Below are 24,868 nucleotides of genomic sequence, written 5' to 3' on the forward strand. Positions count from 1 at the left end.
CGTATCGTTAAGTTTTGTTCGATTAAAGTTTTGAGTTGTACAGCTTGCTAGCATACAGCATAGTAATAAAAGACAATATTGATGCATGTATTACCAATTTGGAGTAAAGAATTTGACGGGAGAAGCGGCGCCTCCTGCGAGTAGATCTTCAACTGTAGTTTTGTAGGTTTTTTTATTGTTTTGTGTCCAAAGGCTCATAATTTCAATTTTTCCACCGACAGTATTTCCAGTGGCTATTGTAACATGATTCATGAAATCTTTGAAAATAACCATATCCCCTTTAATTGGTTTAGGAGAATCTGGATCGTCTTTGTCGTATGTATATTCTTCGCCTTTTCTAAGAACATCAAAATTACTAAACGCTTTTTGAACGCTAGTAGACAAATCAGAGCCAAAGTTTCTGTATAGAGTTGTGATTCTTTCTTTCGTAAGAATACCTTCTTTGTATGCACTATAAAGAACCAGTTCCCAACAATTTAGAACGCTTGTGCTAGTGTCGGGTTCTGCCCCTCCTTCAAGAATCCATTTTCCAAAATCGGTTTGGTTAAGAATGCCTCCTTGTCCTCTCCACTGAAGTTCGCCTTCAAAGTTCATAGCCGTATCGGCAACAGAACCCTGTTTTCTAGCTAAGTCAACATAAGTCTGACCATCGTTGCTGACATCTTTAGAGACTTGTGCTTCTCGCATTTCTCGAATAGCCAAGCGGCAAGCTAAAAGGACCTCTTCTTCTGTGTATCGATTGAGTAACACATAGTTGGCAAACTCAGCAGCCCATTTATGGTATTCGCTAGTTGCTTTAATAGCAGCGTCTGCAATTTGTCCAGGATCGTGTTCTGGTTTGTCGTTAACAAAGTCTCGTAAAGAGCTACTTGGAACAAGTTCAGGGCTTGAACTAGTATCTTGATATTGGCTTACAGATGAATTATCATGTTCTGATGCATTTTCTTGTAGTTGCGTCAAATTATTGGTCTCGTCACTATTGTTGGCCAATTCTTGTAGCCTACGGGCTTCAATAGCTTCAGGACTATTATCAACAAAATTACTGGTAGAGTTTCCTGTTTCTTGTTGTTCCTGTGAAAGATGGTTAACAGAAGTAGTGGTTGAGGTTTCTGATTGTTTTGAAGATCTACCTTTTCCCATAATTTTAAGTTTTGAAGTGTGATTGGGGAATACGAATAGCAATATAGGAAAATTTATTTATATATAAAACTGTAAATAAATAAAAAATATAGGTTTTTAGATGCGGTAGATAGGTCGTTTAAATTGAATGACTTAGTAACCTATCCTGGGCTATAGATGACACGTCGTTTTTTTATTTTTTTTAAAGTAACCGCACAAGAGAGACCGATAGCTAAATTATTAAAATCACCATACGTCTTATAGTGGACGGTTAGGAGATCATAATTGCAATAGAGTGAAAATCGCATGATTTTTTTAAATTTTAGAGCGATTTCGACACTGGGACCAAAATTAAATAAGCATTGTGTATTGGAAGATTTGAATGGCATTAGAACTCTTGGGATGATGCCTAGTCCAAAACGGAATATTTTGCCTGTTTTGAAAATAGCTTTGATGGGAAGGGCTATAGAATGATAAGCAAAGGGGAGAAAATCTGATGGGATGATTTGGAAATATTTCAGATCGTAAAATAGATTGAAACGAAGCCCTAAGCTTGGTTTTATTTCTTGTTCTAAAAAGAAACCAGCTTTTACACCCGCACGAGTATGATAAGGAACACTTGAGTAACCTTGAGATAATAAAAAAATGTGCTGATGCCCTATTTCTACACCAAGAGTAGTATGAGAAGGTTGCCCCTTTATAGAGGATAGGCATACCATTAATGCTAAACTAATTAAAAAAAGTATTTTCATGATAAATTAAAGTGATGCATGTTAGTAATGAGAAACTTTTGCGCTAAATAAAGCTTTAGACTATTAGCCTGGGCTATAAATGACCCGCCGTTTTTTCATTTTTTTAAATACAAAGGCAAAAGAAACGCCAGCTATAAGACTATGAGATTTAGGGATTGCAATTAATTTGATGGGGATAAGATCTATATTTAGATAGAAGCTAAGACGCATTTTTTTTCTTATTCTAAACGCCATAGAACCACAAACCCCAAGATGAAACTGAGGAGTAGGAAGTTGTTCAGAAAGTAGTAACATTGGATCTAATCCTAAACTAAAATGGACGATTCTTCCTGCTTTAAAAATAGTCTGAATCGGAAGACTAAAGCAATGATTGCCTTGGTAAGGGTACCAATCATTAGTGGGGAAGTTAAGATACCTAAAATTATAAAACAAACTGGTTCTAATATTGATAAGAGCAGATACCTCTCTTTCTAAAAAAAAGCCAGCTTTTAGACCTGGAGTTGTATAGGCTCCTGAAAAGATATTAGAGACTTGAGGTTGCCCAATGTAGTCGGACAGGTGTTGCCCTATTTCTATGCCAATTTCTGTTTGTGCGTTAGCGTGTAGTACGCCTAAGATGGACATACAAAAGGCGAGGAGAGTGGTTTTCATAGTAACAATGGATTATTTTTTTGTTGCTGAATGCTAGGATTGGTTAGATTGCTTATAGAAAAGGAGGGCAAAGGTCAACAGGAATAAAGGAAGACTGTGGGGTGCTGATCAATACATACGATAGGCTAATTCCTGCAATAATATTATTGTAAAAATCATTTTGTCGAGATTGTCTAGTGCGGATCTCTAATAATTTGTTGAAACCATGCATGTAATAAGCTGCTACACGAAGCTGTTCTGTGATGTGGAAAGCGCATTCCCCCCGCATACCTAATTGTATACTCGGTATCCGAATAAGAGGTAAATTACTACCCAAGACAGTATTCATCTCAACACCTAAGGCAACTTGTACTTGTTGATTGAGTTTGAGTACACCCATCATTGGAATATTGAGGCTATGCATATCCCAATATTTATCGGTATTATAAGGATTGGGAACATTACCAAAGTGAAAGCCTCGTAACGTATAAAACACACCGCTTCTTATAGCAAATAAAGAACTGATTTCTACCTCTGCAAACATTCCTCCACGTACACCAATTCGTTGAGCATAGTAGGGGATTGTTTGGTTAGAAGGGACAATAGCAGATATAGCGGTTCCTACCTCAGGACCTATATGAATCTGCGCTTGAAGCCGATTTGGAAGGGAAAAACACCATCCTAAGAAAAGGAGTAAAGCCTTTGACACAAACAATTTTTTCACAAACATTGATTTTGTTGTATAATAAATAGAATGTGTAAAGTTGTGGCATAGATGGATGGTTTATTTTATGAAGTAAGGGGTAGTTGCCAGATAAAATTTAGGTTTATCTTTTAATGATAAACATAGGACGTCGTATCTTGCAAAGGCAGTTCTTTTATAAAACCACTAAAATTTAAAATACGCTGCTTATATTCTAAAAAAAAGCTATTGCCATTGTTGAATAGTTCATGGCAATAGTGCATTAATCAAGGGTTATAAAAAGCTAAATACACCAATAAAAAATATTAATAGACCACCATAAATATAAATAGCCATTGAATTTTTGGAGCTAACCTGTAATCGAGCAAATAAATATTGACAGACAAGACTCCATAAAAAAACAACGGCGAAAAATAGACTATTCCCATTGGTCGAGGCAATTGTCCAAAAATCAAGTTTAGGAGCTACTTGATGAATGAGTCCCGTTAATCCTGTCATGAGTAATGCCCCAGAGATAATCTGTAACCATTGGTTTTTTAGCGGTGATTTATGGATGATACAAGCGGTACTAAAGGCATTGACCAACCAATAAATAGGCATTACTAGAGGTATTCCTAATAGACTAAATCCAAGTGTTTTTCCAAAAGAATAAGGTATTGTTTGTGTCATAAGTGTTTCTATACCAAGACTTAAAATTAAAGTGCTTGCTATGAAAAAAAACACCGATTTATTCCATTCTTTTTGATAAAGAAAGAGCAAAAGTGCATTGAGTAGAATAAAATAAGGGGTGTAATACAAATACCAAGCTTGTTGATGTGGGGTAGTAAAGCCAACTAGTGAAGCCATATAAACGATCATGAGAAGAATAACAGCAGGTACGTAACTCATTATTTATTGTTTTGTATTGTCAATTGTATTCGGAGCGCAAAGATAATGGATATTGTTTGCTAATTTGGGGTTTTGTTAGAAAAAGCTCAAAATGGAAGTATTATTATTTGAAAAAATTCATTAAAAATCACTACTTTTGCATCAAATTTCTTAACAACAGAGAAGTATTGGAGATAAAACCTCCTAATATTTCTATTCTATATCTATAACAAATCTTATGTTAACAGTTAGTAACCTTTCATTACAATTTGGGAAACGAGTGCTTTTTGATGAAGTAAACATCAAATTTACACGGGGCAATTGTTATGGTGTAATTGGTGCCAATGGTGCTGGAAAATCAACTTTTCTTAAAATCTTATCAGGAGAAATTGAGTCAACTCTAGGACATGTTGCCAAAGAACCAGATGCTCGTATGACTGTATTGAAACAGGATCATTTTGCTTATGACGAATATACAGTATTGGATACTGTAATGATGGGGCATGAAAAACTATACAACACAAAAGTTGAACTGGATAATATTTATTTGAAAGAAGATTTTAGTGATGCAGACGGTGTTAGAGCGGGAGAGTTGAATGAGTTGTTTGAGGAGATGGGAGGATGGAATGCTGAAAGCGATGCCGCTATGTTGTTGAGTAACCTAGGAGTAGTAGAGGCAGATCATTTTAAAAAAATGGAAGAGCTGAATACGAATCAAAAGGTTCGCGTGTTGTTGGCTCAAGTACTATATGGTAATCCTGATATTTTGATCTTGGATGAGCCTACGAACGATTTGGATGCAGAGACAATTATGTGGTTAGAAGATTTCTTGGCAGATTTTAAAAATACCGTAATTGTAGTATCGCATGATCGTCACTTTTTGGATGCAGTTTGTACGCATATCGTGGATGTAGATCACAAGAAAATTAAGTTGTCTACAGGTAACTATACCTTCTGGTATCAAACTAGCCAGTTGTTGAGTCGTCAGATGGCAGATAAAAACAAGAAAAATGAGCAAAAGCGTAAGGAATTAATGGATTTTATCCAACGGTTCTCTGCCAATGCATCAAAAGCCAAACAAGCAACTAGCCGTAAAAAGGCCTTAGAAAAATTGGATTTGAACGAAATTTCTGTTTCTTCTCGTCGTTATCCAGGTATTATTTTTAAGCAAAACAGAGAAATAGGCAACCAAGTATTAACAGTTAATTCTTTAAAAAAGGTACTGGGAGATACTGTTTTATTTGATAATCTGAATTTCACTGTTGAGAAAGGAGACAAAATTGCTGTTCGTTCTAAAAACTCTTTGGCCGTAACAAAATTGTTCCAAGTTTTGGCAGGTGAAGAGGGAGAAACACAAGATTCTGGAGATTTTGAATGGGGAGTAACGGTAACAAAATCTTACCTTCCTAATGAGAATGCTAAATACTTTAATTCTGACTTGGATTTGGTCGATTGGTTGCGCCAATATTCGGAAGAAAAAGATGAGACTTTTATTCGTGGATTTTTAGGTCGTATGTTGTTCTCTGGAGAAGAAACACAAAAAAGTTGTAATGTTCTTTCTGGAGGAGAGAAAGTACGTTGCTTGATGTCTAAGATTATGTTGGAAGAAGGAAATGTACTTATCTTAGATGAGCCTACTTCTCACTTAGATTTGGAATCCATTACCAAATTGAACGAAGCGTTAATTGATTACCCTGGAATCGTGATCTTTACTTCTCATGACCACGAGTTTACACAAACAGTAGCCAACCGAATTATTGAAATTGGACCTAATGGTATGCTGGATAAGTTGATGACTTACGATGAGTATTTACAAGATGAGAAGGTTAAAAATCAAAGAGAAGAATTGTACAAAGGTACTGTTTATGCTTCATAGCTAAAGCAGATCTTATGTATTGAATACTATAAATTAAAAAGTGCTTGATAGAATTTCTGTTAAGCGCTTTTTTTAATTCTATTGACATTATTATTAGTAGCAGTATGAGTGAAAAAATGGAAGCGTTTAAACGCAAATTAGCAGCAAAAAGAAAAGCTCAAAACGAAGCTTTTTTAGCAGAAAATGCACAAAAAGAAACGGTAACAGTATTGGATAACGGAATTCAATACGAAGTTTTGGAGGAAGGATTTGGTAAAGTAAGTCCTAGTGTAAAAGATTGGGTAACTGTGCATTATCATGGTACGCTCATTGATGGAAAGGTTTTTGATAGTTCTGTAGATAGGAAAAAAACAGCTACGTTTAAATTAAATAATTTGATTCAAGCTTGGCAAGAAGTTGTTCCGTTAATGGTTGCTGGTGATAAGTGGCGTCTTGTTGTGCCTCCAAGTATGGGGTACGGGGATCGTCAAGAAGGTAAAATTCCTAGCAACTCTATTTTGATATTCGAATTAGAATTAATTGCAATAGGAAAATAATCAATAGTTCGTTGAAACCACGAAGTAGCAGCGCAGGTAACTAAGCGAAGCGATCTCATAAAATACCACGCAGTAGCAGCGAAGCTAACTAAAAGCGTAGCGCTCACGAAGTAATCAACGAACTACTAAATAATAATACTCAGTCTAAAATAGGCAATGGTCAGGACGTGAAGTATAAAACAAATATTTATGAAAAGATTTAATTTTTTGCTAGGAATATTCTTCTTGCTTGGCTTTTGTCAAACAAGCAATGGGCAAAACTCCAAGGAGATTATTACAGATCGTTTTGCGTATAGTTGTGGCGTATTAGCAGGAACCAATTTCCAAGATATTGGTTTGTCAAAAGACTTGATAATCGTAGACAAACTCTGGAGTGGGATAGAAGCTTTTATGACTGGTCAATCAAAGATAACAGAGGTGGCTGCTCAAAAAATGACCAAAGCCAAAACGATTGAACTGCAAAATACAGGAGATTTGTCTCAATTGACAAAAGCTTCCTTAAGTGATTTTTATTACAATTATGGAATTGTAATTGGTGCCAATTGGAAAACCTTTAAGATTGATTTTAGTTCAGTAGGTCAAGAAGATTTTAAGCAAGGTATCTTGGCAGTATTTTCTAACACGGCATTGTTTAGTGCAGAAGAAGCACAAAAAGAAGTGAGTCTTAAATTTAAGGCTATTAAAGAAATGGAGGCTCAAGATCAACAGCACATTAATAAACAGTTTCTGAAAAAAAATAAAACCAAACCAGGTGTTATTGCACTAGAGAGTGGAATTCAATATGAAATCTTAAAGGAAGGAAGTGGTAAGCAGGTTAGTAATAACTCAAAAGAACTGATTACAGTGCATTACCATGGTACATTAATCAATGGAAAAGTCTTTGATAGTTCTGTACAAAAAGGCAAGCCAATTACGTTCAAATTAACAGGCGTAATCAAAGGGTGGCAAGAAGTAATTCCTTTGATGGAAGAAGGGGAAAAGATTAGAGCATATATTCCACCTTATTTGGGATATGGCAATAAGAAAACAGGAAATATTCCTCCAAATTCCATTTTAATTTTTGAAATTGAACTGATTAAAGTTGGACAATAAAATGTTGAAGTTTTGAATACTCGTGCATTCAAAACTTCAACTAATATTAAAACGATACAACTTTAGCCACCAAAACCAACTGTTAAACCACTAACAAATCGGATAGGGTCTTGTGGTGAAGCTCCCAAGCCAATTGCTGAGTTGTCTGTTGCATGATAGTATTTACTATTTAGGACATTATTAATTTTTACGAATACATCCAAATTTACTTTTTTAGTCGTAATGATTTTGTATTTAGCAAATAGATTCCACACAACAAAAGAAGGGCTTCCCGTTTGAAAGAAATTACCATCATTATCAATAAAACCATTGTTATAACTTTCTGAACGATAGATAAGACTATTGTTCAAACTGAAATTATATAAGCGGAATAATACCCCCGCTTTTAAGGTGTGCCTAGCTGAGAAAGGGAGGTATTGTAAGTTTTCGATTTGACCATCTGCAAATGTATAACTGGCGTGCATTTTTAATTTTATTTGTTCTTTAGAACCTAAAACAACTCGATAGTCAGCCCGCAAAGTTCCTCCGTAGGTATATATAAGTTCTTCTCGATTAATGGCTCTTTCGGCTGCTGTAATTGGAATCCCTTTAAAAGTTTGATTGTCAAACTCTGTTTTGAACTTGACAGCATTACCAATTACATTAAGATAGCCATTGACACCAATCGACAAATCGCCTTTGACATACTTGGTAGAAAGCTCAATGGTATTGAGTGTTTCAGGGCGCAAATTTTCATTAGGAAGACGCCAAAAACCGCCCTCAATATGTGTGTATTCTCCACTTGCATTGGCAACAGGATAAAAAATGCCAAAATGATCGTACTTGCGCTGGGGGAGTGGTTGTAAGTAACCTCGACCTATTAGAAGTTTAAAATTAAGGGTACTTAGTGGTTTATAAATAAGCCCAAGCCTTGGACTGATACTATTATAAGTCCGTAGTGTTTTGGCAGGAGAATATTCGCTAATATCAAAAATTTGATCAAATCGAGCACCTAAAGTAATTAATAGTTTATCTTTTATATTAACACGGTATTCTGCAAAAGCAGCTGCTATAACACGTCGTAAATAATATAGATCTTGATAAATCTTTAAGCTATTTCCATCTGCATCGGTGTGATTTGTCCCTAAATAATAAATGTTATCATCTACAGTATTAACAGGGCGAACGGGTAAGAAAAGTTGAGTAGGTTGTTGGGGAATATCACTAGTTTTGGGCAAGGTCATTGAGTGTTGGAGCGTAATACCTACAGCAAGTTTATGGGTTTTGTTGAAGGTATAGTTAAAGGTCTCGGTTAGTCTTGCTCCCATATCCGTTCCAGTCTTGTAGGCATTGGCATAACCAGAAAATGTATTAACAAATTTACTATTCAAAGGAATAAACATGAATGTGGCATTGAGCAACGTATTTAACGACCACTTATTGGATCGTTTAGGTTGGTATAGCTGATTGATATTTATTCCAGAAAGAGAACTACCATATCTAGATTCTTTCCAATAAGGAGAATATTGACCTTTAGTGCCTATCGAACTACTATGTTGTTCTTGATTATGAAAGAAACCAATGGTCAACTTTTTGTATCTAAATTTAGCATCAAAGAAGTAACTGAAACGACTCAAATCGAAGCTTTTGATGGGAAGTTGTTGTGTATTTCCTGTTGGGTCAAAAGGACTGCGGAGTACTGTTCCGTTATTCATATAATTGTTGTTATACCATCTAAATTCATCTGGGTATTGTTCGTTGAGATTGACACCTTCCGAATAATACATTCCTCCAGACATCGAGAAAGACATCTTATCGTTGCCCAGTCCAAATTGAAACGCATTGGAGGTTGTATTGTACAAGCCATAACTTCCAGTTAAATTAAACCCTTTGGCATTCCTTCCTCTTTTGGTAATGATATTGACAACCCCCATATAAGCATCGGCACCATATAGAGCCGAAGCAGGCCCTAAAATAACCTCTACTCGATCAACATGTCGGATGTTAAAATTTTCAAGAATGGCCATTTTGGTACTAGTCATACTATTATAACGTACTCCATCTACTAAAAGTAGTAATTTTTCATTTCCTTGAATTCCTCTAGACGAGATTGTATTGTAATCTTCAGACGTGAAGCGATTTTGAATTTCGATTTCTGGAATATCCAAGAGCAACTCATTTAAACCCATATAACCAGCATATTCAATATCTTCAGAGGTTACCACATAAATCGTAGCAGGAGTATTTTCAATAGATTCGTTAGAGGTTGAACCTGTTTCTGTTGTAGCTTTCTGTTTGGCTTCTAATGCTGCATAGGTATATATTTCGTTAATTTCAGCTGCCGGACCTCTAACTAATTTAAAATAAGCCAATTTTGTCTGATCTTCTCTTACTTGAATCCCTACAATACGAGTTGTCTTAAATCCAAAAGCAGAGCATTCTAGGTTGTACAAGCCTGGAGCAACATTTGCAAAAATAAATTCTCCTGCATCTTTAGAAAATGCCTTGACAGGCGTTTTTTTACCTTTGAAAGAAACGAGTTGAATCGTAGCACCACGTATGATTTGCCCAGATTCGGAGTTGGAGACCAAACCACGGATATTTCCACCTAGTTCTGTCCATGCAAAAGAAAATTGAGAAAATAAAAGTATAATTACAATATAAAAATATTTCATTGTTAAAATGAGACTAATGTTGTTAGTTCTATTGGAATTATTGGAGGATTGTGCAATAGAAAACCAACGTTTATAAAAGTAGAGTTTCTTCACTTACAAATAGAAGAACAAAAGCAGTCATAAAAAAATCACTTGTTTTGTCCTTCTATCTAGTTGTCAACACATTTAGCAAACTTAAAGGCTTGCTTTTACGGTTTCTAAACTAGTAAATGAGTTAGCGAGAGCATTGATTGTATTGTCGATATCTTGCAGTGAAGTAGCATAAATATTAGCTTGTAGAGGATCTGAACTTCCTGCTAAGTTGGATAAGATGTTATCAACATCTGCATCAGGAATGGTTTTAGAAGCACCGTATTTTAGCCCAGCAATAAAAGCGTATGCTTCTGTTAGGTAATGAGCATAAAGGGCAAAATCGGTAGCATTCTTTTTAGCATCATTTAAATAAGAAATAGCCACAGCAGCCAAGATAACTTCCCATTCTTGTTTAATAGTAGTGCGAGCCTCGTCCCTTGCATTATAGTCTTCTGCCGAGATAGCAGCACGACCTTTTAAGAACGCATTCATGATTTTTGAATTGCATCCTAAGATAGAATTTACTTTGTTGGAGTATTTTGCCCAAAGTTCTACATTAGAGGTGTTACTAGGAAAGTCAATCGGTGCTCCGAAGTAACCAAATGCTTCATCCCAGTGATGTTCCATATTAGTACCTTTTCCACCTGTAACCGCTTTATTGTCTACACTCATTTTAGTTTCCCCCAAATAAACCGCAGTAGACTGGTAATAGAAACAAGCAGTAGCAAGCCCTTTTTCGATTATTTGTGCCAATTCGACGCCATTGTTATTAAGCAAAAAACTTTGCGTGCCATCATTGCTAGTAGCAATTCCCGCTTGATTTGCAGCAGCCGTTTGATTGGTACTTAGGCTAGCATTAGCTTGAGCAACCATGTAGTTTTCAAACTTGTTTTGAATGGATGAATGAACTTTGTTTTTTAATTGTTTGCTAGAATTATTTAAAGCGGGATCAGAAAATACAGTATTGGCATTGTTGTACATATTAATCATCGCTGTAGAACTCAGTTGGTTAGAACCTAGTGTATTGGCTGATTTAGCATAAATAGATAACGCTTCCAGCATCTTAATTCGAGTCGTTTGACCACTGTAATCAACATTTTCAAAATTATATGTTGTTGGAATTGTATAAGTCTGATCTTCTACTTTTTGGCAGGCAGAGAGACTTAATAGAATGCCCAAGGAAATCGTAAGTATCGCAATGTAATTTTTCATAATAGTCGGGGGATAAAGGATGATAAAATAATATTTTGAATATGAAAGAAATGAGTTATTGAATGAATCAATAACAAGGAATATTTAAGTTTAACAAATCAAACAATAGTTGGGGATTGGAGGTAAAACTATTGTTTGATAATGTTAATGTAAGGACTTGTAGACTAGTGCGTTTTGCTTCCGTTTTTAGGGTAGTTAATGTTAATCTCTGCCGTTTTTTCACAAGTAATATCTGTTAATAAAATGCCTTGATCATCAGGACCACTCAAAGAAACAGCATAAAAGCTAAGCTTTGTAATATGATCTGGAGCATTAAAATAGATATTGTGGTATTTGAATGTGCCAACCGAGGAACTATTTTTCATGGTTTCTGTATGAATTACAGTTCCATTAGCTGTAATAACTAACTGCTTGTCACCGGCATCAGGACGTAATGCGTAGGCAAAGATTAAGGTATAGTTATCTGATTTATCAGTATTTATTTTCTGTTGAATAGCAGAAGTAGCATCCAACTCTACAAAGTTTGTATTGATATAATTATCCGCCAACCCATATAAATCTGGAAATTGACTGTGTTCAATTACTTGTGCTTTGATAGGAATCCCTTTATCCGCTAGCAAAACTTCCCAGTGTTCAACACCCGAATTAAATTTGCTGTTTTTAATCAAGTTTTGCCCTTGTAAAAAGGATGTATTCAAAAGAAATATAAGAAGAATTAGGATCGGTAAATTTTTCATAAGGTTATCTGTTTGTTGTATTGTTTGTCAAAAAATAGGGCTTTGATGTGGAAGCTTAGATTAAGAATAAATACACTTTGCAACCAATTTTTGATAGATTCAGGTTAGATTTTCAATCCTTTCTCACTTTTTGACATTAGTTCCCTACTACAGTATTGGAGTCAAATAACATCAGTTAGTTGAATATACTGTTAGACCAATGCAATAGCAATGCTTAGATTCAAGTAATGAAGTGTAGGCTACTTTCAAAACTTAATCCTTATTATGATATTAATAAATATTAGTACAAGACAAAATGGTTTCTTTTTGTCTTAAGTAGAGATTTGTAATAAGAATGAAGAAAATTTATGAATCATGTAAAGTCATTTTTGACTACCTACTTAGCATAAAATAAAGAGGGGAGCTATGCCTTTTTGTTGTGCTAGAGTGTTTTGTCAAAGACTATTTTCGGATACTTGTAGTCTGAAAAGTAGCGCCTCTTATTTAAGAAACACTACTTAACTTATGTATATATTATTTATTGCGATTGATGGTCAAAGTAGTTGTTTTTTCAGCACCACTTTCGTCTGTAATTAAGAATTTGTAAGTACCATCTTCCAATGTTTTTACATTGAGCGCATTGTAGTTGTTGCCATTATCTACTTTGATGACACGGTTAGCTGCTACGCGATAGCCTTCTTCATCAAGTAATTTAATAGCGATTTCTTTTTGTTCTTGTGATTTTAGAGAGAAAACAAAAACATCATCGTTTACTTCATCCTCAGCGATCAATTCTATATCCAATACCTTAGCAACTTTTTCAGCAGCCATTAGTGAAGTATAGATTGTGCTAATGATTTCTTGTTCATCGCCATTATCCATCATTAGAATAATCGCAACCATTTTTTCTTCTTGAAGGGGAGCATCAATTGCAAACACGTTAAGTGAAAGAACAAGTAATGCGAGGGACATTAAAGATTTCATGATTAATGAAAATTAAAAGTTAATAAATCAATTAAAAGTTAATTTGTATTACTTATTACCGCGTAATACAAAAACAGTAAAGCGAAATTATATAATAATAAAAAAAACAAGTAGTTTATTCTTGCCAAGAATAGACCTATTTTAGCCAATATAGGTTTGTTTTTAGCCATATGTATCGCTTGATTCTGCCAAATTAGTTCTTAACTAACTCTTTTTGTGCTCTATATAGCCTGTTCCATCGCAAGCCTTACAATTGTTCCGTTCACCTCGCAATCCTCTCCAAAAACCTTTTCCTTCACACCTTTCGCAGATATATTGATTGGATTGAGAGTTGTTAATAATGATAAAAATAATTGCACCAACAATAGCGACAAATAGCAATACTTTCATAGGTAATAAAAAAGATAGAGTTTTGAAATAATTAGGGTGTTACAATAAAACGAAAAAAAATAAGATATCCAATTGATTTTCAGTTTTTTATCGATGTTTTTGTAAATGGGACGTGTAAGATAAGAATAATAAACGATTTTTTTAAACAAAAAATTAATTGCCTCTTAGACGTTTTTTAAGCCATTTTGTAGATTTATAAACAAGCAAGCCGCAAATAATAAGTACGATGTAGTCACAACACAACTCGTGGCTAGTAACAAAAGTAATTGTTCTAGAAGTAATAACCTGTTGATACTATTGATTAACCATAACTCAATTTATTGCTTAGAGGATTGGCATATATTTTAAGCATAAATTCCCGACCTTCTGTTTGTTCTTCAAGAGGAAGCATTTCAATAAGCATATCAAAAAACTCTTTTAAAGAAGCTTGGGTAGGAGCATATTTTGAGGAGTAATTAGTCGAGTTCAAAAGTTGATCGTAGGCGTAGTAGTTGATGGGGTGCAATTGGTAGTTGAGATGAATGGCTTTGTCTATTATGCCAGCCAAATTAAGTAACATTCCTTTTTGGTTGGGGGCTTCATACAGAGCATCAAGACGTTTGTGGAGTGGCTTTTCAAAATGAAAATGAACATGGCCCTTATGTCCCTTTATACCCAACAACAAATGTTGCGCATCATCATGAAACACTTTTTTGTAATTAGGATCTTTCTTTTTCTTTAAATACTCCTTCGTTTTTAGATAGCCACAAGGGTCGTATTCATAAGAAATTGAGACAGGAGTGATGTTGAGTGATTTAAAATGTTCTACGAGGTTGTCTTTGCTAGAAAGACTCAACATTTTTAGCAAAGAAATTTGAGTCTTGTCATTGCCATCTTTGGCGCGCCCTTCCCGTTGTGCAATCCAAACAGAGTCTTTTTCCTTTGTAAGTGTTTCTTTGATATATTGAGAAAGAATCACGGCATGGTTGTAAATTTCTCTAGGATTACCAGAACGTTTAACAACAAAGCTTTTATTTATTTTGAATAGCAATTCTGTCAAACGGTTGGCAACTAAATTATCTCCAATGGCAATTTGACTTGTCCGCATACCTTGTTCTAGTAGAACCATATTTAAATAAGCAGAATCTAAGACAATATCTCGATGATTGGAAACAAACAAATAGCTTTTGGATGGGGATAAATGTTCTGTACCACTAAACGTAAAATTGCTAATGCTGCTCTGTGCAACCGTTTTTAAAAAAGGGCGAATCACCTTTTTTTGAAAATCATCAGCACTTTGAACAGTATCTTTTTCGTCTAATATTAATTTGTTTAGTTGAGGAGGTACAAAAGCTTTCATTCCTGCCAGAAAATCCTCATAGCTAAATAATTCTTGAATGGCTTCTCGAACTTGGTGATCGCCATATATTTTAGGCTTGGTATGGTTGTGGTGTTGCATTGATGGAGCACGACTTTAGTCAATAAATAAAGGTTAGATGCACATTTATTGTTTGTTTTAAAACAAGAGATATGCAAACGTGGGGAGGTCAATGTTAATATTGGGAATCTACAACATATTTGAAGGTTACAAGCATTCGTAGTTAGCTACGCTGCTACTTCGTGGTCGGTGATTAGCTTCGCAGCTAACTATTGAAGCATCACTTTTTGCACTTTTATGCGAGTAATTCTTCTACTTTTTCTAGTGGACGACCAATCACAGCTTTATTTTTGTACACCACAATAGGGCGTTCAATTAGCTTTGGGTGTTTTACCATAGCTTCTATCCATTCGTTTTCGTTCAGTTCTTTTCCTTTGTAATGCTCCTTATAGATGGCTTCACTTTTTCGAATCAATTGTTCAGCTTTGATACCTAATTGGGTTAATAAAGTTTGTATCTCAGCAGCATTTAGCGGTGTTTTTAGGTATTCAACAATTTCAAAATCAAGACTCTTTTCTTTTAGCAAATTTAAGCTATTTCTACTTTTAGAACAGCGAGGGTTGTGATAAATAGTAGCTTTCATTGGGATATATAGTTTTGGCATTATGAGATCAATTCTCTTGCGAAGATACAATATAATTGCCACTTCACAATTTAGAGTCAATCTTAATTTTAGGTTAAAATAAGAAAGAGAAAAAGGTAGTTTTGTAGACCGTTGAAAATAAATAAAAAAGCGTTAAACCTTATGAAAAGATTTAACGCTTTTTAGAATAGGATTTGTTGTTTTAATCTTGAGGCATTGCCTGAGCAGCAGGAGATTCCTCTTTGATATCTTCTGCAAAAAAATCATTCATTTTATGTTCGTATAAATTGGTTAATTTCATTAGTTTTTTAGAAAGCATATTGGTTTGACTTAGCATCTCATCAATATCCTCTTTAGTAGTATTTTGACAAGCATTTTTTATCCACTCCCATTCTTGATAACAACTTTCTAGTAAAACACTCATAGCAGGACTATTAATTCTAGATGCTTTTAGTTCTTCCAATTGTTTTTTAAATTCTTGTAGGCAAGTATTGAGGCGTTTGATAGATAAATCGGAATCAATATTTAAAGCTTTCATAATGAAATAGAGGGCTACCCGTTGAGAGGTAATCCGCAAATCACTAGAAACATAGATCTGATGCGTAATATCCAAACTAGGATCAACTTTAACATCATCTTTGATACTTAAAGCCCTGTAAGAAGGTGTTTTCAAAGCATATTTTTCGATTTCATCTGAAACCCGATCGCAAGCAGCCATCATAACATAAGCCTGTTCAATTAATTTAGTTGCTTGAATATCATCCATTGCACTAAAATTAGTCGCCAAGTTCTTGTAATTTTTCCACATGGTTTTTACCACATTAATAGCCATTCGGATATCCTCTGTTTGTGCTGTGATAAGCATAGCATTCATGCGTTCTTCAAAATCTTCTACATCCTCAATAACTTCTTTTTTATATTTATAAGCAATATGGTCATTGAGACTAGCTATACAAGATTTGGCTATTTTTTGGATATAAACCGTTTGCATAGTAGCTTCGTTAATTGAGTAACTAATGTTTAACTTGACAGCTAACTCAATGTATTTTTCAGAAACTTCTTCTACCGTTTTTGAAATTAAATTGGAACGATTTAACATATCATCAACATAACTTTGGTCTTTGTCTACAAAAATCAGATGTTGGTTGATTTCCGTCCAATTTTCTCGTATAAATGCTAATTTATTTTGAATGGATTTAGAAGTAATCTTTGCTTTTTCTAGAATACCAAGAATCCTACTAAATGATTTTTGAGCATCGTTTAAACTATGTCCAGCAGCAGTGGCGTCAATACCTTGTTTTTCGGATAAGTAATACAGCATGATCCGCTGCATCAAAATAAGCTGATTGCGGTTTTGTTTGATGTATTGTTGAATGGTAATTAGATCGCTGTTATCCGAAGGCGTTGTCAAAGATTTGTTGTAGTTACTATATGCCACATGCAATGCTTTGGTAGCTTGCAAAATTAAAGTAGACTGTTTTAATAATTTTGATGCTGCGTCTTTTTTGATGCTCCATCCTGCAATTTTTTTGTATTCTATCCAGATGCTACGAACGTTTTGAATATTTTCCTTGATATCGTCAGTAGGAGTAAAAAGGCTTAATTGATGTAATTGTTCGTCAAATCTTTCAATGGCTTCATCTCTTTCTTGATAAAATTTAGGTTCCATAACATTGTTGCAAAGGGCAAAGTAAACTTTGGCAATACGCTGTGATTGCACTTGCTGATCGGAAGAGACTAATAACGCTTTTTGAATGTCCAGTTTTAAATCATTGGCTTTAAGACTAAAAAATAGTGATGAGAATAGTATGGTGTAGAGTATTTTTTGCATAACATTATGATATAAATGGGGAAGTTAATTTATGCAGTTTTTATGAAATTGGAATAGTATCAATTATACTAGTGGGGTTACAATAACAATAAAACTTTTTAGTGTACCTAAACATAAAATTACAATAAAATATCGAATTTTTTACCTAAGGCAGTATAGAATTTCAGTTTTAGAAATAAAAAAACAAAGATGTAATTGGTTGTATGGAATAGATTAGTTTTTTTCTTAGGTACTATCTATTGTTTATGAGTGTGCTATATTGGTGGGGAGTCTTTTGTCTTGATAATTAATATTCTATACGGCTGTTGCCATATTTTGTTGTCATTAAAAATGGTCTATTTAGATATTTATTTAAAACATATTAAGAACTGTTTTGGTGTGACAGGGTTTGAGGTAAAGAAAACTGAGAACTAAACCGTGCTTTGCTGTAACAAGATTTATCAGAATGCCCCTTAGTTATTGATGTAGATGCAGATGCTTTGTGCGACTTTATGGTCGTTTTGTTTAGAATTGTGTAGACGAATTCAGAGATGAAACTTTAGCTATAATAGCGTTTTTCGTTTTTTCGATGACAAAGCAGAAAATCCAAGGAGTACTCTATTGGATTCGTCCGAAAAAAAACTATCTTGACCTACCTAAAAACGAGTAAACAGTGCAACAAAAAACAAAAATCATTATAGGACGTAGAGAAAAAGCCAATTTTCCAGATTTGGGTTTAATGGATATAGATGTCAAAATAGACACAGGGGCTTATACCTCTAGTATACATTGTCATAATATAGAAGAACATTCTAAGCAGCTTCATTGTCATTTTTTGGATGAAGCTCACCCTGATTATAATCATAGAAAACTAGTTTTTGATCGGTATAATCGAACAGTTGTTAAAAGTTCTAATGGTATTACCGAACCTCGGTACAAGATTTTTACTAAAATTGAGATTGGGGGACAAGAATACCCCATCGAACTTACCTTGACCGATAGAGGAGAGATGCGTTACCCTGTTTTGATTGGTCGAAAGTTTTTGAATAAAAAATTTCTAGTAGACGTTTCCTTAACTAATAATTTAAAGAATAAAAAGAAGCATGAAGGCTAAAATGAAAATGGCAATTTTATCTAGGAATCCTAGGTTATATTCTACCCAACGAATAAAAGAAGCTGGTGAGAAAAGAGGACATGAGATGTTGATTATTGACCATACTAAATGTAATATTATCATCGAACAAAAGAAACCTCAAATTTATTATAAAGGAAATGTCCTAACGGATATTGATGCCATTATTCCAAGAATCGGAGCTTCTGTTACATTTTATGGTGCCGCAGTAATCCGTCAATTTGAAATGATGAAAGTGTTTACCGCTACAAGTTCTCAGGCCTTGGTCGATTCTCGCGACAAATTGCGTAGTCTACAATTGTTGTCTAGTGCTGGTCTGGGGATGCCTAAAACTGTTTTTACGAATTATTCGAAAGATGTCGCTAATGTTATTGATATTGTTGGAGGAGCACCTTGTATTTTGAAATTATTGGAAGGAACACAAGGGGTTGGCGTTGTGTTGGCAGAAACGCCGAGTGCCGCAAAATCGGTTTTGGAAGCATTTAACGGCTTACAAGCTAGAGTCATAGCACAACAATTTATTAGTGAAGCTAAGGGAGCTGATTTAAGGGCTTTTGTTGTGGATGGTGTTGTGGTTGGTGCTATGAAGCGTCAAGGAAAAGAAGGAGAATTTCGCTCTAATTTACACCAAGGTGGTTCTGCTTCTATTATTCAATTGTCAGACGAAGAAGAAAATGCCGCTTTGAAAGCTGCCAAAACATTGGGCTTAGCGATTGCAGGGGTAGATATGCTACAATCTAATTCGGGACCAATGATCTTAGAAGTAAATTCCTCGCCAGGTTTAGAAGGAATTGAAAAAGCGACAGAGAAAGATATTGCCAAATCTATCATTCGATATGTGGAACGGAATGCTTCGTAAATATTTCATGGTAGTAGTTTGTTGATTAGCTTCGCTGCTACTGCGTGGTACTTCGTGAGCGCTACGCTTTTAGTTAGCTTTGCTGCTACTGCGTGGTATTTCGTGAGTGCTTTGTTTTTAGTTAGTAGCATCAACTATTGTCATGAGAAATATATTATTAAAATGGAAATATTAAATACTCCAATTGGAAGAGGGAAAAGTAAGGTTATCAATCTAAATATTGCTAAATTGCATACTAGGACTAGTCTTGCAGTTCCTATTATTGTAGAAAGAGGTAAAGAAGATGGTCCTTGTGTATTACTAACGGCTGGAATACATGGAGATGAGGTAAATGGGGTAGAAATTGTCCGTCAAATTGTAGCCAATGATTACAACAAACCTCAAAAAGGCACTGTTATTTGTATTCCCGTAATTAACGTATTTGGCTTTTTGAATCAAGAAAGAGAATTTCCCGATGGTAGGGATTTAAATCGATTGTTTCCTGGTTCTAAGAGAGGTTCTTTAGCGGGGCGGTTTGCTTATCATATTATGAATGCTATTGTGCCTCACATTGATTATTGTATGGATTTTCATACAGGAGGCGCTGCACGTTTCAATTACTCGCAGGTGCGTTTGGATATAAGAGATAGGGAAGTGCTGACCTTGGCCAAAGCTTTTGGTGCGAAATTTATTGTTGATGCAGAAAATAGAGATAAATCGTTTCGAAGCACCTTGTCTAAAAAAGGTAAGAAGGTTTTGTTATTTGAAGGAGGGAAGACTTTACACTTGGATCGACACGTTACACAAGTGGGGATAGATGGTGCTTTACGTGTTATGCATCATCTAGGAATGCGTGATTTTACCAAAGAGTTAATGGGAAGTAGACATCCTGAAAAAGTACAGCCTATTTTAGTAAAAAAATCAACTTGGATTCGTGCCAAGCATTCAGGAATGTTTCGGACAGAATTAAAATTAGGAAGTCAAGTGTCAAAGGGAGATAAAATTGGTTCTATTAGCGATCCTTATGGAGACTTTGAAGTAGATGTTATCTCAACGTATGATGGTTATATAATAGCGGCCAATCATGCACCTATTGTTAATCAAGGAGATGCTTTGGTACATGTTAGCAAGGAAACTAGTTTAGAGTTTTAGAACGAAGGATAGTTAATTGATGGTAATTTAGATATGCAGATAGGACTAAATCTGTGTTTTATGCTTCAATAGTTAGCTGCGCTGCTATTAATGCTTCTAACAGAGAACAATTACTTTCTTTTATTGTTAAAATAGCATTCAATCAAATAGAACACTTTGTGAGATCGCTTTGCTTAGTTGACAGCTTTGCTACTATGTGATTTCCACAAAGTAACGTTAAATTGTTAATCCCCTTAAAATAAAGATAATGAGATATATACTTTCAGTAATCACAATCAGCTTGTTTTTCTTCTCTTGTTCATCTAATAGGGCGGGAGAAAAAACAGTTACTCCAGAGGTAGAACCACAAACTGTTGCAACAAAAAATACGGCTAGCACTAAAAAAATGGAAGAGCTGAGCAAAGCTTATTTTGCGAGCGGTTGTTTTTGGTGTGTGGAGGCTGTTTTTGAGTCTGTTAGAGGAGTGGAAGAGGTTATTTCTGGTTATGCTGGTGGAACCAAAGCCAACCCTACATACGAAGAAGTAGGAAGTGGTCAAACAGACCATGCAGAAGCCGTAGAAGTTTATTACGATCCAGAAATTGTTTCTTATGCCACCTTACTTAAAGTATACTATGGGGCGCATGATCCGACTACAGTAAATGGACAACATCCAGATTTTGGCAAACAGTACCGTTCTATGATTTTGTATAATGATGAAATGGAACGCAAGGCGGCAACAGATTTTAAAGCGGAGCTAGAAGCGGCTGGCACATACAGTGCACCTATTGCCACTGAAATTGTCCCTTTTAAAAAGTTTTGGCCAGCAGAGGATTATCACCAAGATTATGAAAAAAGAAACCCTAATAATTCTTATGTGAGAAATGTATCTATTCCTAGGTTGAATCGTTTTAAAGAAAAATTTCCAGAGTTATTAAAAAAAGGACATTAGAAAATACTTTGCAAAAAAAGTAAGCGTAAGCCGAACAAAAATTGCCAATTGGGAGCTTTCTCAATTGGCTGTTTTATATAAGAACGACTCAACTCCAATTAGGAAAAAAGGCATCTTCAAAATGACAGATTTCTAGTTGAGGTTCTAAAATAATTGAAATAACGTCAAATCTAAATTCTGCTTCATATTGAGCTTGATACATATATTCAACGGCTAACTCATACATTAAGTTTTGTTTTTTGGAAGATACCGCCTCTTCTGGCAAGCCAAATATGGCTTTTTTTCGTGTTTTGACTTCGACAAAGACAAGGATATGGTCGAGTTGAGCAATGAAGTCTATTTCCCCCTTTCCCCAGCGCCAGCTGTGTTCCAGTATGGTGTAACCTGCTCCTTTTAAGTGTTTTTTTGCAATTTGTTCACCTAACTTGCCAACATCGTTGTGATTCGCCATAAAATTATTATATTGCAGAGTTATTAGAATAGGTTAACAATGAGTAAACAAATGTACCTCAACAACAAACCATAATATATTCTAAATCATTGCTTCTTGTAAAAATTGTATCAATCTGATTATCAATAAGATATGGTTTTTGCTTTTAGGGTTTTAAGGGTTTGATAATCAATCAAATGCAAAAGGAATAGAAGGTGTTGTTTTAGTGAAAAGTTGTATAAAACGACTTGTTTCTGTAAAAAAAATATACCATTAATAGTTCCCCCTAAATACTAATTATTTAGTGAACAATGTTCTAGTTAAGTATCTACGTTACTTGACTATTCTACTATTTAGTTACTAAAAGTGAGTAGTTACTACATATATTAGAATATGTGAGTATATCAATTTTTTTTGTTAAAAATAAAATAGTAGCGAACAATTACAATATTTAACCTAAAAAAATAGATTGTCCTTTGACAAGGACTTAAAAAAATAAAATACAAAAAGTTATGATGAATGTTTTTATCCAAGAATTTCCAAAGCAATTGAAAACGGCATTGGAAATAGGAGAGCAAGCAACATTGAGTAAGCACAATCAACCTATTCAAAATATAGTTGTATTGGGAATGGGAGGCTCAGGAATCGGAGGTGAGTTTGTTGCAGAATTTGTGAAAGATACTTGTTCTGTCCCTTTTTTATCCTGCAAAGGATATAACATACCAGCTTATGTGGGTAAAAATACTTTGGTAATCACTTCTTCATTCTCAGGTAATACAGAAGAAACACTAAATGCTTTTGAAGAGGCCTTAAAACGAGAGGCAAAAATTGTTTGTATTTCATCGGGCGGAAAACTAATAGAAGAAGCGAAAAGATTAAATTTGGATTATATAAAAATTCCTAGTGTCCAACAACCTCCTAGAACCTGTCTAGGTTACTCTTTGGTGCAACAATTGTTTGTTTTGAACTATTTTGGGTTTGCAAGCAAGCAATGTATACAAGATATTAAATCTTCTATTGCTTTGCTAGAAGAGCAACAAGACCAAATTCGAGTAAAAGCTGCTCAATTGGCGAGAAAAATGGAGGGTAAATTTCCTGTGATTTATGCTACAGATAAAATGGGGGCAGTAACCTTGCGTCTGCGTCAACAATTGAATGAGAACTCAAAAATTTTGGCTTTGAATCACGTCTTTCCAGAAATGAATCACAACGAATTGGTGGGCTGGAGAGAACAAATTGGACAATATGTTGTTTTGATTTTCCGATCCAAGGATGATCTAGCTAGAAACAACAAAAGAATAGAAATCAGTAAGGATATCATCGAAAAAATTGCTGATGAATTGTTAGAGATAGATTGTTTGGGAGATTCTCTAATTGAGCAGGCAATGTATGCTGTTCATTTGGGAGACTGGATTTCTTGGGAATTAGCAGAAGCAAGAAAAATGGATTCTATCGAAGTAAATGTCATTGATCTACTAAAAAGAGAATTAGCCGCAGCTGCATTAGGGTAGTACAATTTCATGGGAAAAAAAATTGTTTATAAAGATCTTGGAGTAATTGATTACCAAGAAGCGTGGGATTTGCAAACAGAGCTTTTTGAAGAGGTTGTTGCTAGAAAAGTAAGCAACCGAAAAGCTACACCAACCGAACAACAGGAACAATATCATTATTTATTGTTTTGCGAACATCCGCATGTCTATACTTTGGGACGAAATGGAAAGGAAGAACATTTGTTGTTAAATGAAACGACCTTAGTAGAAAAAAAAGCTACATTTCATAAAATCAATAGAGGTGGAGACATTACTTACCATGGATTTGGTCAAGTAGTTGGGTATCCTATATTAGATTTGGATGAATTTTTTACTGACATAGGGCGTTATGTGCGTTTCTTAGAAGAAATGGTTATTCGGATGTTGGAGGAGTATGATATTGTTGGAGAACGAATAAAAGGGCTTTCAGGAGTTTGGATTGATAAGGATACTGATAATCCTAGAAAAATTTGTGCAGTAGGGGTGCATTTGAGTCGTTGGACAACTATGCATGGCTTTGCCTTGAATGTTAATACTGATTTAGATTATTTTAATTATATCGTTCCTTGTGGTATTGATGATAAGGCAGTTACTTCAATGGAAAAAGAGTTGGGGCAGCGAGTTGATGAAGAGGCTGTTAAATTAAAACTAAAAAAGCATTTTGCTGTTTTATTTGAAGCTACTTACAAGTAATAATAGTACAGAATAGTTGCTGTTAACTGGTGTGTAGTGAATCATAGTGCTTAACTATGCTGCTAATCAGTGGTTTTGATGGTCATGTAGTAGCAGTATAGCTAACTATTGTAATCAATTAAAAATTAATAAACATAGCGTATCGTAATGAAGAAAGATATTCCTATCAAAAAAGTGACGGATATTGCAATTGCAATTGTGCCAAGTGAAGAGGATGAAAATTTTTGGGATGTATATTTCTTGAATTTAAAAGAAAAAGACATTAAAAATGTCTTTATTAGCTCAAGAGGATATGGTGAAATTGATGGAGAGAAAGTAGAAACAACACAGTTGAGGTACTTTTATGAATTGATTGGAGCCGAAATGGCGGTTAAGATAGAACCCATTGATTCAAAGTTGTTTCGTTTGGCGAATGAATATTGGATTAGCTTTAATTTTGATGGTTTTATGTATGATAAAAAATACATTTTTGTTCCTGGTAGTTTGATTGAAGAAAACTTTACCAACATTCCTATCGTAAATAAAAAGGGTGTTATGATAAAATAGAGCGTTATAATCCTTACGTATAACCTAGATCGGTTTGAATGTGTAATTTGATTGAAGATTTGAGAATGAGCGAAAGTTGTTTCATTTTCAAATCTTCAATTTTTTTTAGCCTACTTCTACTTTAAGTACTCAGAAATAAGTAATCGTATATTCTTTACCGTACTGTTGTAATATCGAAATTGCTCTCTCAGCCAAAACTTCCAT

24 protein-coding genes are annotated in these 24,868 nt (G+C 34.7%); 10 read left to right on the forward strand and 14 right to left on the reverse strand.

Annotation, left to right across the window (positions count from 1 at the left end; translation table 11 throughout):
- Positions 1-90: 90 nt before the first annotated feature.
- The 5 genes from CG11_RS24270 to CG11_RS24290 all read right to left on the reverse strand — a co-directional run bounded on the left by CG11_RS24270 (position 91) and on the right by CG11_RS24290 (position 4,092).
- Positions 91-1,140 carry a hypothetical protein gene (locus CG11_RS24270; RefSeq protein ID WP_052599462.1) on the reverse strand — a complete coding sequence of 350 codons (1,050 nt, stop codon included), beginning with the start codon at positions 1,138-1,140 and terminating at the stop codon, positions 91-93.
- A 140-nt stretch (positions 1,141-1,280) separates the two neighbouring features.
- Positions 1,281-1,871 (reverse strand): hypothetical protein, encoded by a 591-nt coding sequence (locus tag CG11_RS24275; protein ID WP_052599464.1) that lies wholly within the window; start codon positions 1,869-1,871, stop codon positions 1,281-1,283.
- A 63-nt stretch (positions 1,872-1,934) separates the two neighbouring features.
- Entirely contained in the window at positions 1,935-2,522 is a 588-nt protein-coding gene (locus CG11_RS24280) for a hypothetical protein (RefSeq protein WP_052599466.1), read from the reverse strand.
- Between the two features lie 52 nt (positions 2,523-2,574).
- The gene (locus tag CG11_RS24285; RefSeq protein WP_197043925.1) at positions 2,575-3,225 is read right to left on the reverse strand and encodes an outer membrane beta-barrel protein; all 651 of its coding nucleotides are present in this window, start codon (positions 3,223-3,225) and stop codon (positions 2,575-2,577) included.
- A 252-nt stretch (positions 3,226-3,477) separates the two neighbouring features.
- Entirely contained in the window at positions 3,478-4,092 is a 615-nt protein-coding gene (locus tag CG11_RS24290; protein WP_052599471.1) for a hypothetical protein, read from the reverse strand.
- Between the two features lie 217 nt (positions 4,093-4,309).
- Between CG11_RS24290 and CG11_RS24295 the strand changes: the two genes are divergently transcribed.
- The 3 genes from CG11_RS24295 to CG11_RS24305 all read left to right on the forward strand — a co-directional run bounded on the left by CG11_RS24295 (position 4,310) and on the right by CG11_RS24305 (position 7,575).
- Positions 4,310-5,947, forward strand: a complete 1,638-nt coding sequence (locus CG11_RS24295; RefSeq protein WP_052599472.1) for an ABC-F family ATP-binding cassette domain-containing protein — start codon at positions 4,310-4,312, stop codon at positions 5,945-5,947.
- A gap of 104 nt (positions 5,948-6,051) precedes the next feature.
- A complete protein-coding gene (locus tag CG11_RS24300) occupies positions 6,052-6,483 on the forward strand; it encodes an FKBP-type peptidyl-prolyl cis-trans isomerase (protein WP_156039884.1) in 432 nt (143 codons plus the stop codon).
- 189 nt (positions 6,484-6,672) lie between these two features.
- Positions 6,673-7,575 carry an FKBP-type peptidyl-prolyl cis-trans isomerase gene (locus tag CG11_RS24305; RefSeq protein ID WP_052599476.1) on the forward strand — a complete coding sequence of 301 codons (903 nt, stop codon included), beginning with the start codon at positions 6,673-6,675 and terminating at the stop codon, positions 7,573-7,575.
- A 62-nt stretch (positions 7,576-7,637) separates the two neighbouring features.
- Here CG11_RS24305 and CG11_RS24310 read toward each other — a convergent pair whose 3' ends face one another.
- The 8 genes from CG11_RS24310 to CG11_RS24345 all read right to left on the reverse strand — a co-directional run bounded on the left by CG11_RS24310 (position 7,638) and on the right by CG11_RS24345 (position 17,434).
- The gene (locus tag CG11_RS24310) at positions 7,638-10,229 is read right to left on the reverse strand and encodes a TonB-dependent receptor (RefSeq protein ID WP_052599478.1); all 2,592 of its coding nucleotides are present in this window, start codon (positions 10,227-10,229) and stop codon (positions 7,638-7,640) included.
- A 174-nt stretch (positions 10,230-10,403) separates the two neighbouring features.
- The gene (locus tag CG11_RS24315) at positions 10,404-11,513 is read right to left on the reverse strand and encodes a DUF4856 domain-containing protein (protein WP_052599481.1); all 1,110 of its coding nucleotides are present in this window, start codon (positions 11,511-11,513) and stop codon (positions 10,404-10,406) included.
- Between the two features lie 164 nt (positions 11,514-11,677).
- A complete protein-coding gene (locus tag CG11_RS24320; RefSeq protein ID WP_052599483.1) occupies positions 11,678-12,250 on the reverse strand; it encodes a DUF642 domain-containing protein in 573 nt (190 codons plus the stop codon).
- A 513-nt stretch (positions 12,251-12,763) separates the two neighbouring features.
- Positions 12,764-13,213, reverse strand: coding sequence for a hypothetical protein (locus CG11_RS24325; protein WP_052599484.1), 450 nt, complete (start codon positions 13,211-13,213; stop codon positions 12,764-12,766).
- A gap of 204 nt (positions 13,214-13,417) precedes the next feature.
- The gene (locus tag CG11_RS24330; RefSeq protein WP_052599486.1) at positions 13,418-13,603 is read right to left on the reverse strand and encodes a hypothetical protein; all 186 of its coding nucleotides are present in this window, start codon (positions 13,601-13,603) and stop codon (positions 13,418-13,420) included.
- A gap of 301 nt (positions 13,604-13,904) precedes the next feature.
- Positions 13,905-15,041 (reverse strand): 1-acyl-sn-glycerol-3-phosphate acyltransferase, encoded by a 1,137-nt coding sequence (locus CG11_RS24335; RefSeq protein WP_052599487.1) that lies wholly within the window; start codon positions 15,039-15,041, stop codon positions 13,905-13,907.
- A gap of 214 nt (positions 15,042-15,255) precedes the next feature.
- The gene (arsC, locus tag CG11_RS24340) at positions 15,256-15,603 is read right to left on the reverse strand and encodes an arsenate reductase (glutaredoxin) (protein WP_052599489.1); all 348 of its coding nucleotides are present in this window, start codon (positions 15,601-15,603) and stop codon (positions 15,256-15,258) included.
- 202 nt (positions 15,604-15,805) lie between these two features.
- Positions 15,806-17,434 (reverse strand): hypothetical protein, encoded by a 1,629-nt coding sequence (locus CG11_RS24345; protein WP_052599490.1) that lies wholly within the window; start codon positions 17,432-17,434, stop codon positions 15,806-15,808.
- A 652-nt stretch (positions 17,435-18,086) separates the two neighbouring features.
- Here CG11_RS24345 and CG11_RS24350 point away from each other — a divergent pair.
- The 4 genes from CG11_RS24350 to msrA all read left to right on the forward strand — a co-directional run bounded on the left by CG11_RS24350 (position 18,087) and on the right by msrA (position 21,466).
- Entirely contained in the window at positions 18,087-18,527 is a 441-nt protein-coding gene (locus CG11_RS24350) for a RimK/LysX family protein (RefSeq protein ID WP_072011014.1), read from the forward strand.
- A 1-nt stretch (position 18,528) separates the two neighbouring features.
- A complete protein-coding gene (gene rimK, locus CG11_RS24355; protein ID WP_052599522.1) occupies positions 18,529-19,404 on the forward strand; it encodes a 30S ribosomal protein S6--L-glutamate ligase in 876 nt (291 codons plus the stop codon).
- 162 nt (positions 19,405-19,566) lie between these two features.
- Positions 19,567-20,535: a succinylglutamate desuccinylase/aspartoacylase family protein gene (locus CG11_RS24360; RefSeq protein ID WP_052599492.1), complete on the forward strand. Its 969-nt coding sequence runs from the start codon at positions 19,567-19,569 to the stop codon at positions 20,533-20,535.
- 247 nt (positions 20,536-20,782) lie between these two features.
- Positions 20,783-21,466, forward strand: coding sequence for a peptide-methionine (S)-S-oxide reductase MsrA (gene msrA, locus CG11_RS24365; RefSeq protein ID WP_052599494.1), 684 nt, complete (start codon positions 20,783-20,785; stop codon positions 21,464-21,466).
- Positions 21,467-21,554: 88 nt separating this feature from the next.
- Here the strand turns inward: msrA and CG11_RS24370 are convergent, their stop codons facing one another.
- A complete protein-coding gene (locus CG11_RS24370; RefSeq protein ID WP_052599495.1) occupies positions 21,555-21,917 on the reverse strand; it encodes a YraN family protein in 363 nt (120 codons plus the stop codon).
- A gap of 491 nt (positions 21,918-22,408) precedes the next feature.
- On the opposite strand from CG11_RS24370, the gene CG11_RS24375 reads away from it, so the two are divergent.
- From CG11_RS24375 to CG11_RS24385, 3 genes are all read left to right on the forward strand, one after another.
- Complete coding sequence (locus CG11_RS24375; RefSeq protein WP_052599497.1) at positions 22,409-23,407, forward strand: bifunctional phosphoglucose/phosphomannose isomerase; 999 nt, start codon at positions 22,409-22,411, stop codon at positions 23,405-23,407.
- A 9-nt stretch (positions 23,408-23,416) separates the two neighbouring features.
- On the forward strand, positions 23,417-24,118 hold the full coding sequence (gene lipB / locus CG11_RS24380; RefSeq protein ID WP_052599499.1) for a lipoyl(octanoyl) transferase LipB: 702 nt from the start codon (positions 23,417-23,419) through the stop codon (positions 24,116-24,118).
- A gap of 147 nt (positions 24,119-24,265) precedes the next feature.
- Positions 24,266-24,664: a hypothetical protein gene (locus CG11_RS24385; protein WP_052599501.1), complete on the forward strand. Its 399-nt coding sequence runs from the start codon at positions 24,266-24,268 to the stop codon at positions 24,662-24,664.
- Positions 24,665-24,868 lie beyond the last annotated feature (204 nt).

The sequence above is a fragment of the Aureispira sp. CCB-QB1 genome (assembly GCF_000724545.1).
Taxonomy (GTDB): Bacteria; Bacteroidota; Bacteroidia; order Chitinophagales; family Saprospiraceae; genus Aureispira.

Bases quoted from the DNA above. Each gene is read 5' to 3' on its own strand.
- CG11_RS24270 (WP_052599462.1), bottom strand. From the start codon at position 1,140: ATGGGAAAAGGTAGATCTTCAAAACAATCAGAAACCTCAACCACTACT.
- CG11_RS24275 (WP_052599464.1), bottom strand. From the start codon at position 1,871: ATGAAAATACTTTTTTTAATTAGTTTAGCATTAATGGTATGCCTATCC.
- CG11_RS24280 (WP_052599466.1), bottom strand. From the start codon at position 2,522: ATGAAAACCACTCTCCTCGCCTTTTGTATGTCCATCTTAGGCGTACTA.
- CG11_RS24290 (WP_052599471.1), bottom strand. From the start codon at position 4,092: ATGAGTTACGTACCTGCTGTTATTCTTCTCATGATCGTTTATATGGCT.
- CG11_RS24295 (WP_052599472.1), top strand. From the start codon at position 4,310: ATGTTAACAGTTAGTAACCTTTCATTACAATTTGGGAAACGAGTGCTT.
- CG11_RS24300 (WP_156039884.1), top strand. From the start codon at position 6,052: ATGAGTGAAAAAATGGAAGCGTTTAAACGCAAATTAGCAGCAAAAAGA.
- CG11_RS24305 (WP_052599476.1), top strand. From the start codon at position 6,673: ATGAAAAGATTTAATTTTTTGCTAGGAATATTCTTCTTGCTTGGCTTT.
- CG11_RS24310 (WP_052599478.1), bottom strand. From the start codon at position 10,229: ATGAAATATTTTTATATTGTAATTATACTTTTATTTTCTCAATTTTCT.
- CG11_RS24315 (WP_052599481.1), bottom strand. From the start codon at position 11,513: ATGAAAAATTACATTGCGATACTTACGATTTCCTTGGGCATTCTATTA.
- CG11_RS24320 (WP_052599483.1), bottom strand. From the start codon at position 12,250: ATGAAAAATTTACCGATCCTAATTCTTCTTATATTTCTTTTGAATACA.
- CG11_RS24325 (WP_052599484.1), bottom strand. From the start codon at position 13,213: ATGAAATCTTTAATGTCCCTCGCATTACTTGTTCTTTCACTTAACGTG.
- CG11_RS24330 (WP_052599486.1), bottom strand. From the start codon at position 13,603: ATGAAAGTATTGCTATTTGTCGCTATTGTTGGTGCAATTATTTTTATC.
- CG11_RS24335 (WP_052599487.1), bottom strand. From the start codon at position 15,041: ATGCAACACCACAACCATACCAAGCCTAAAATATATGGCGATCACCAA.
- arsC (WP_052599489.1), bottom strand. From the start codon at position 15,603: ATGAAAGCTACTATTTATCACAACCCTCGCTGTTCTAAAAGTAGAAAT.
- CG11_RS24345 (WP_052599490.1), bottom strand. From the start codon at position 17,434: ATGCAAAAAATACTCTACACCATACTATTCTCATCACTATTTTTTAGT.
- rimK (WP_052599522.1), top strand. From the start codon at position 18,529: ATGAAAATGGCAATTTTATCTAGGAATCCTAGGTTATATTCTACCCAA.
- CG11_RS24360 (WP_052599492.1), top strand. From the start codon at position 19,567: ATGGAAATATTAAATACTCCAATTGGAAGAGGGAAAAGTAAGGTTATC.
- msrA (WP_052599494.1), top strand. From the start codon at position 20,783: ATGAGATATATACTTTCAGTAATCACAATCAGCTTGTTTTTCTTCTCT.
- CG11_RS24370 (WP_052599495.1), bottom strand. From the start codon at position 21,917: ATGGCGAATCACAACGATGTTGGCAAGTTAGGTGAACAAATTGCAAAA.
- CG11_RS24375 (WP_052599497.1), top strand. From the start codon at position 22,409: ATGATGAATGTTTTTATCCAAGAATTTCCAAAGCAATTGAAAACGGCA.
- lipB (WP_052599499.1), top strand. From the start codon at position 23,417: ATGGGAAAAAAAATTGTTTATAAAGATCTTGGAGTAATTGATTACCAA.
- CG11_RS24385 (WP_052599501.1), top strand. From the start codon at position 24,266: ATGAAGAAAGATATTCCTATCAAAAAAGTGACGGATATTGCAATTGCA.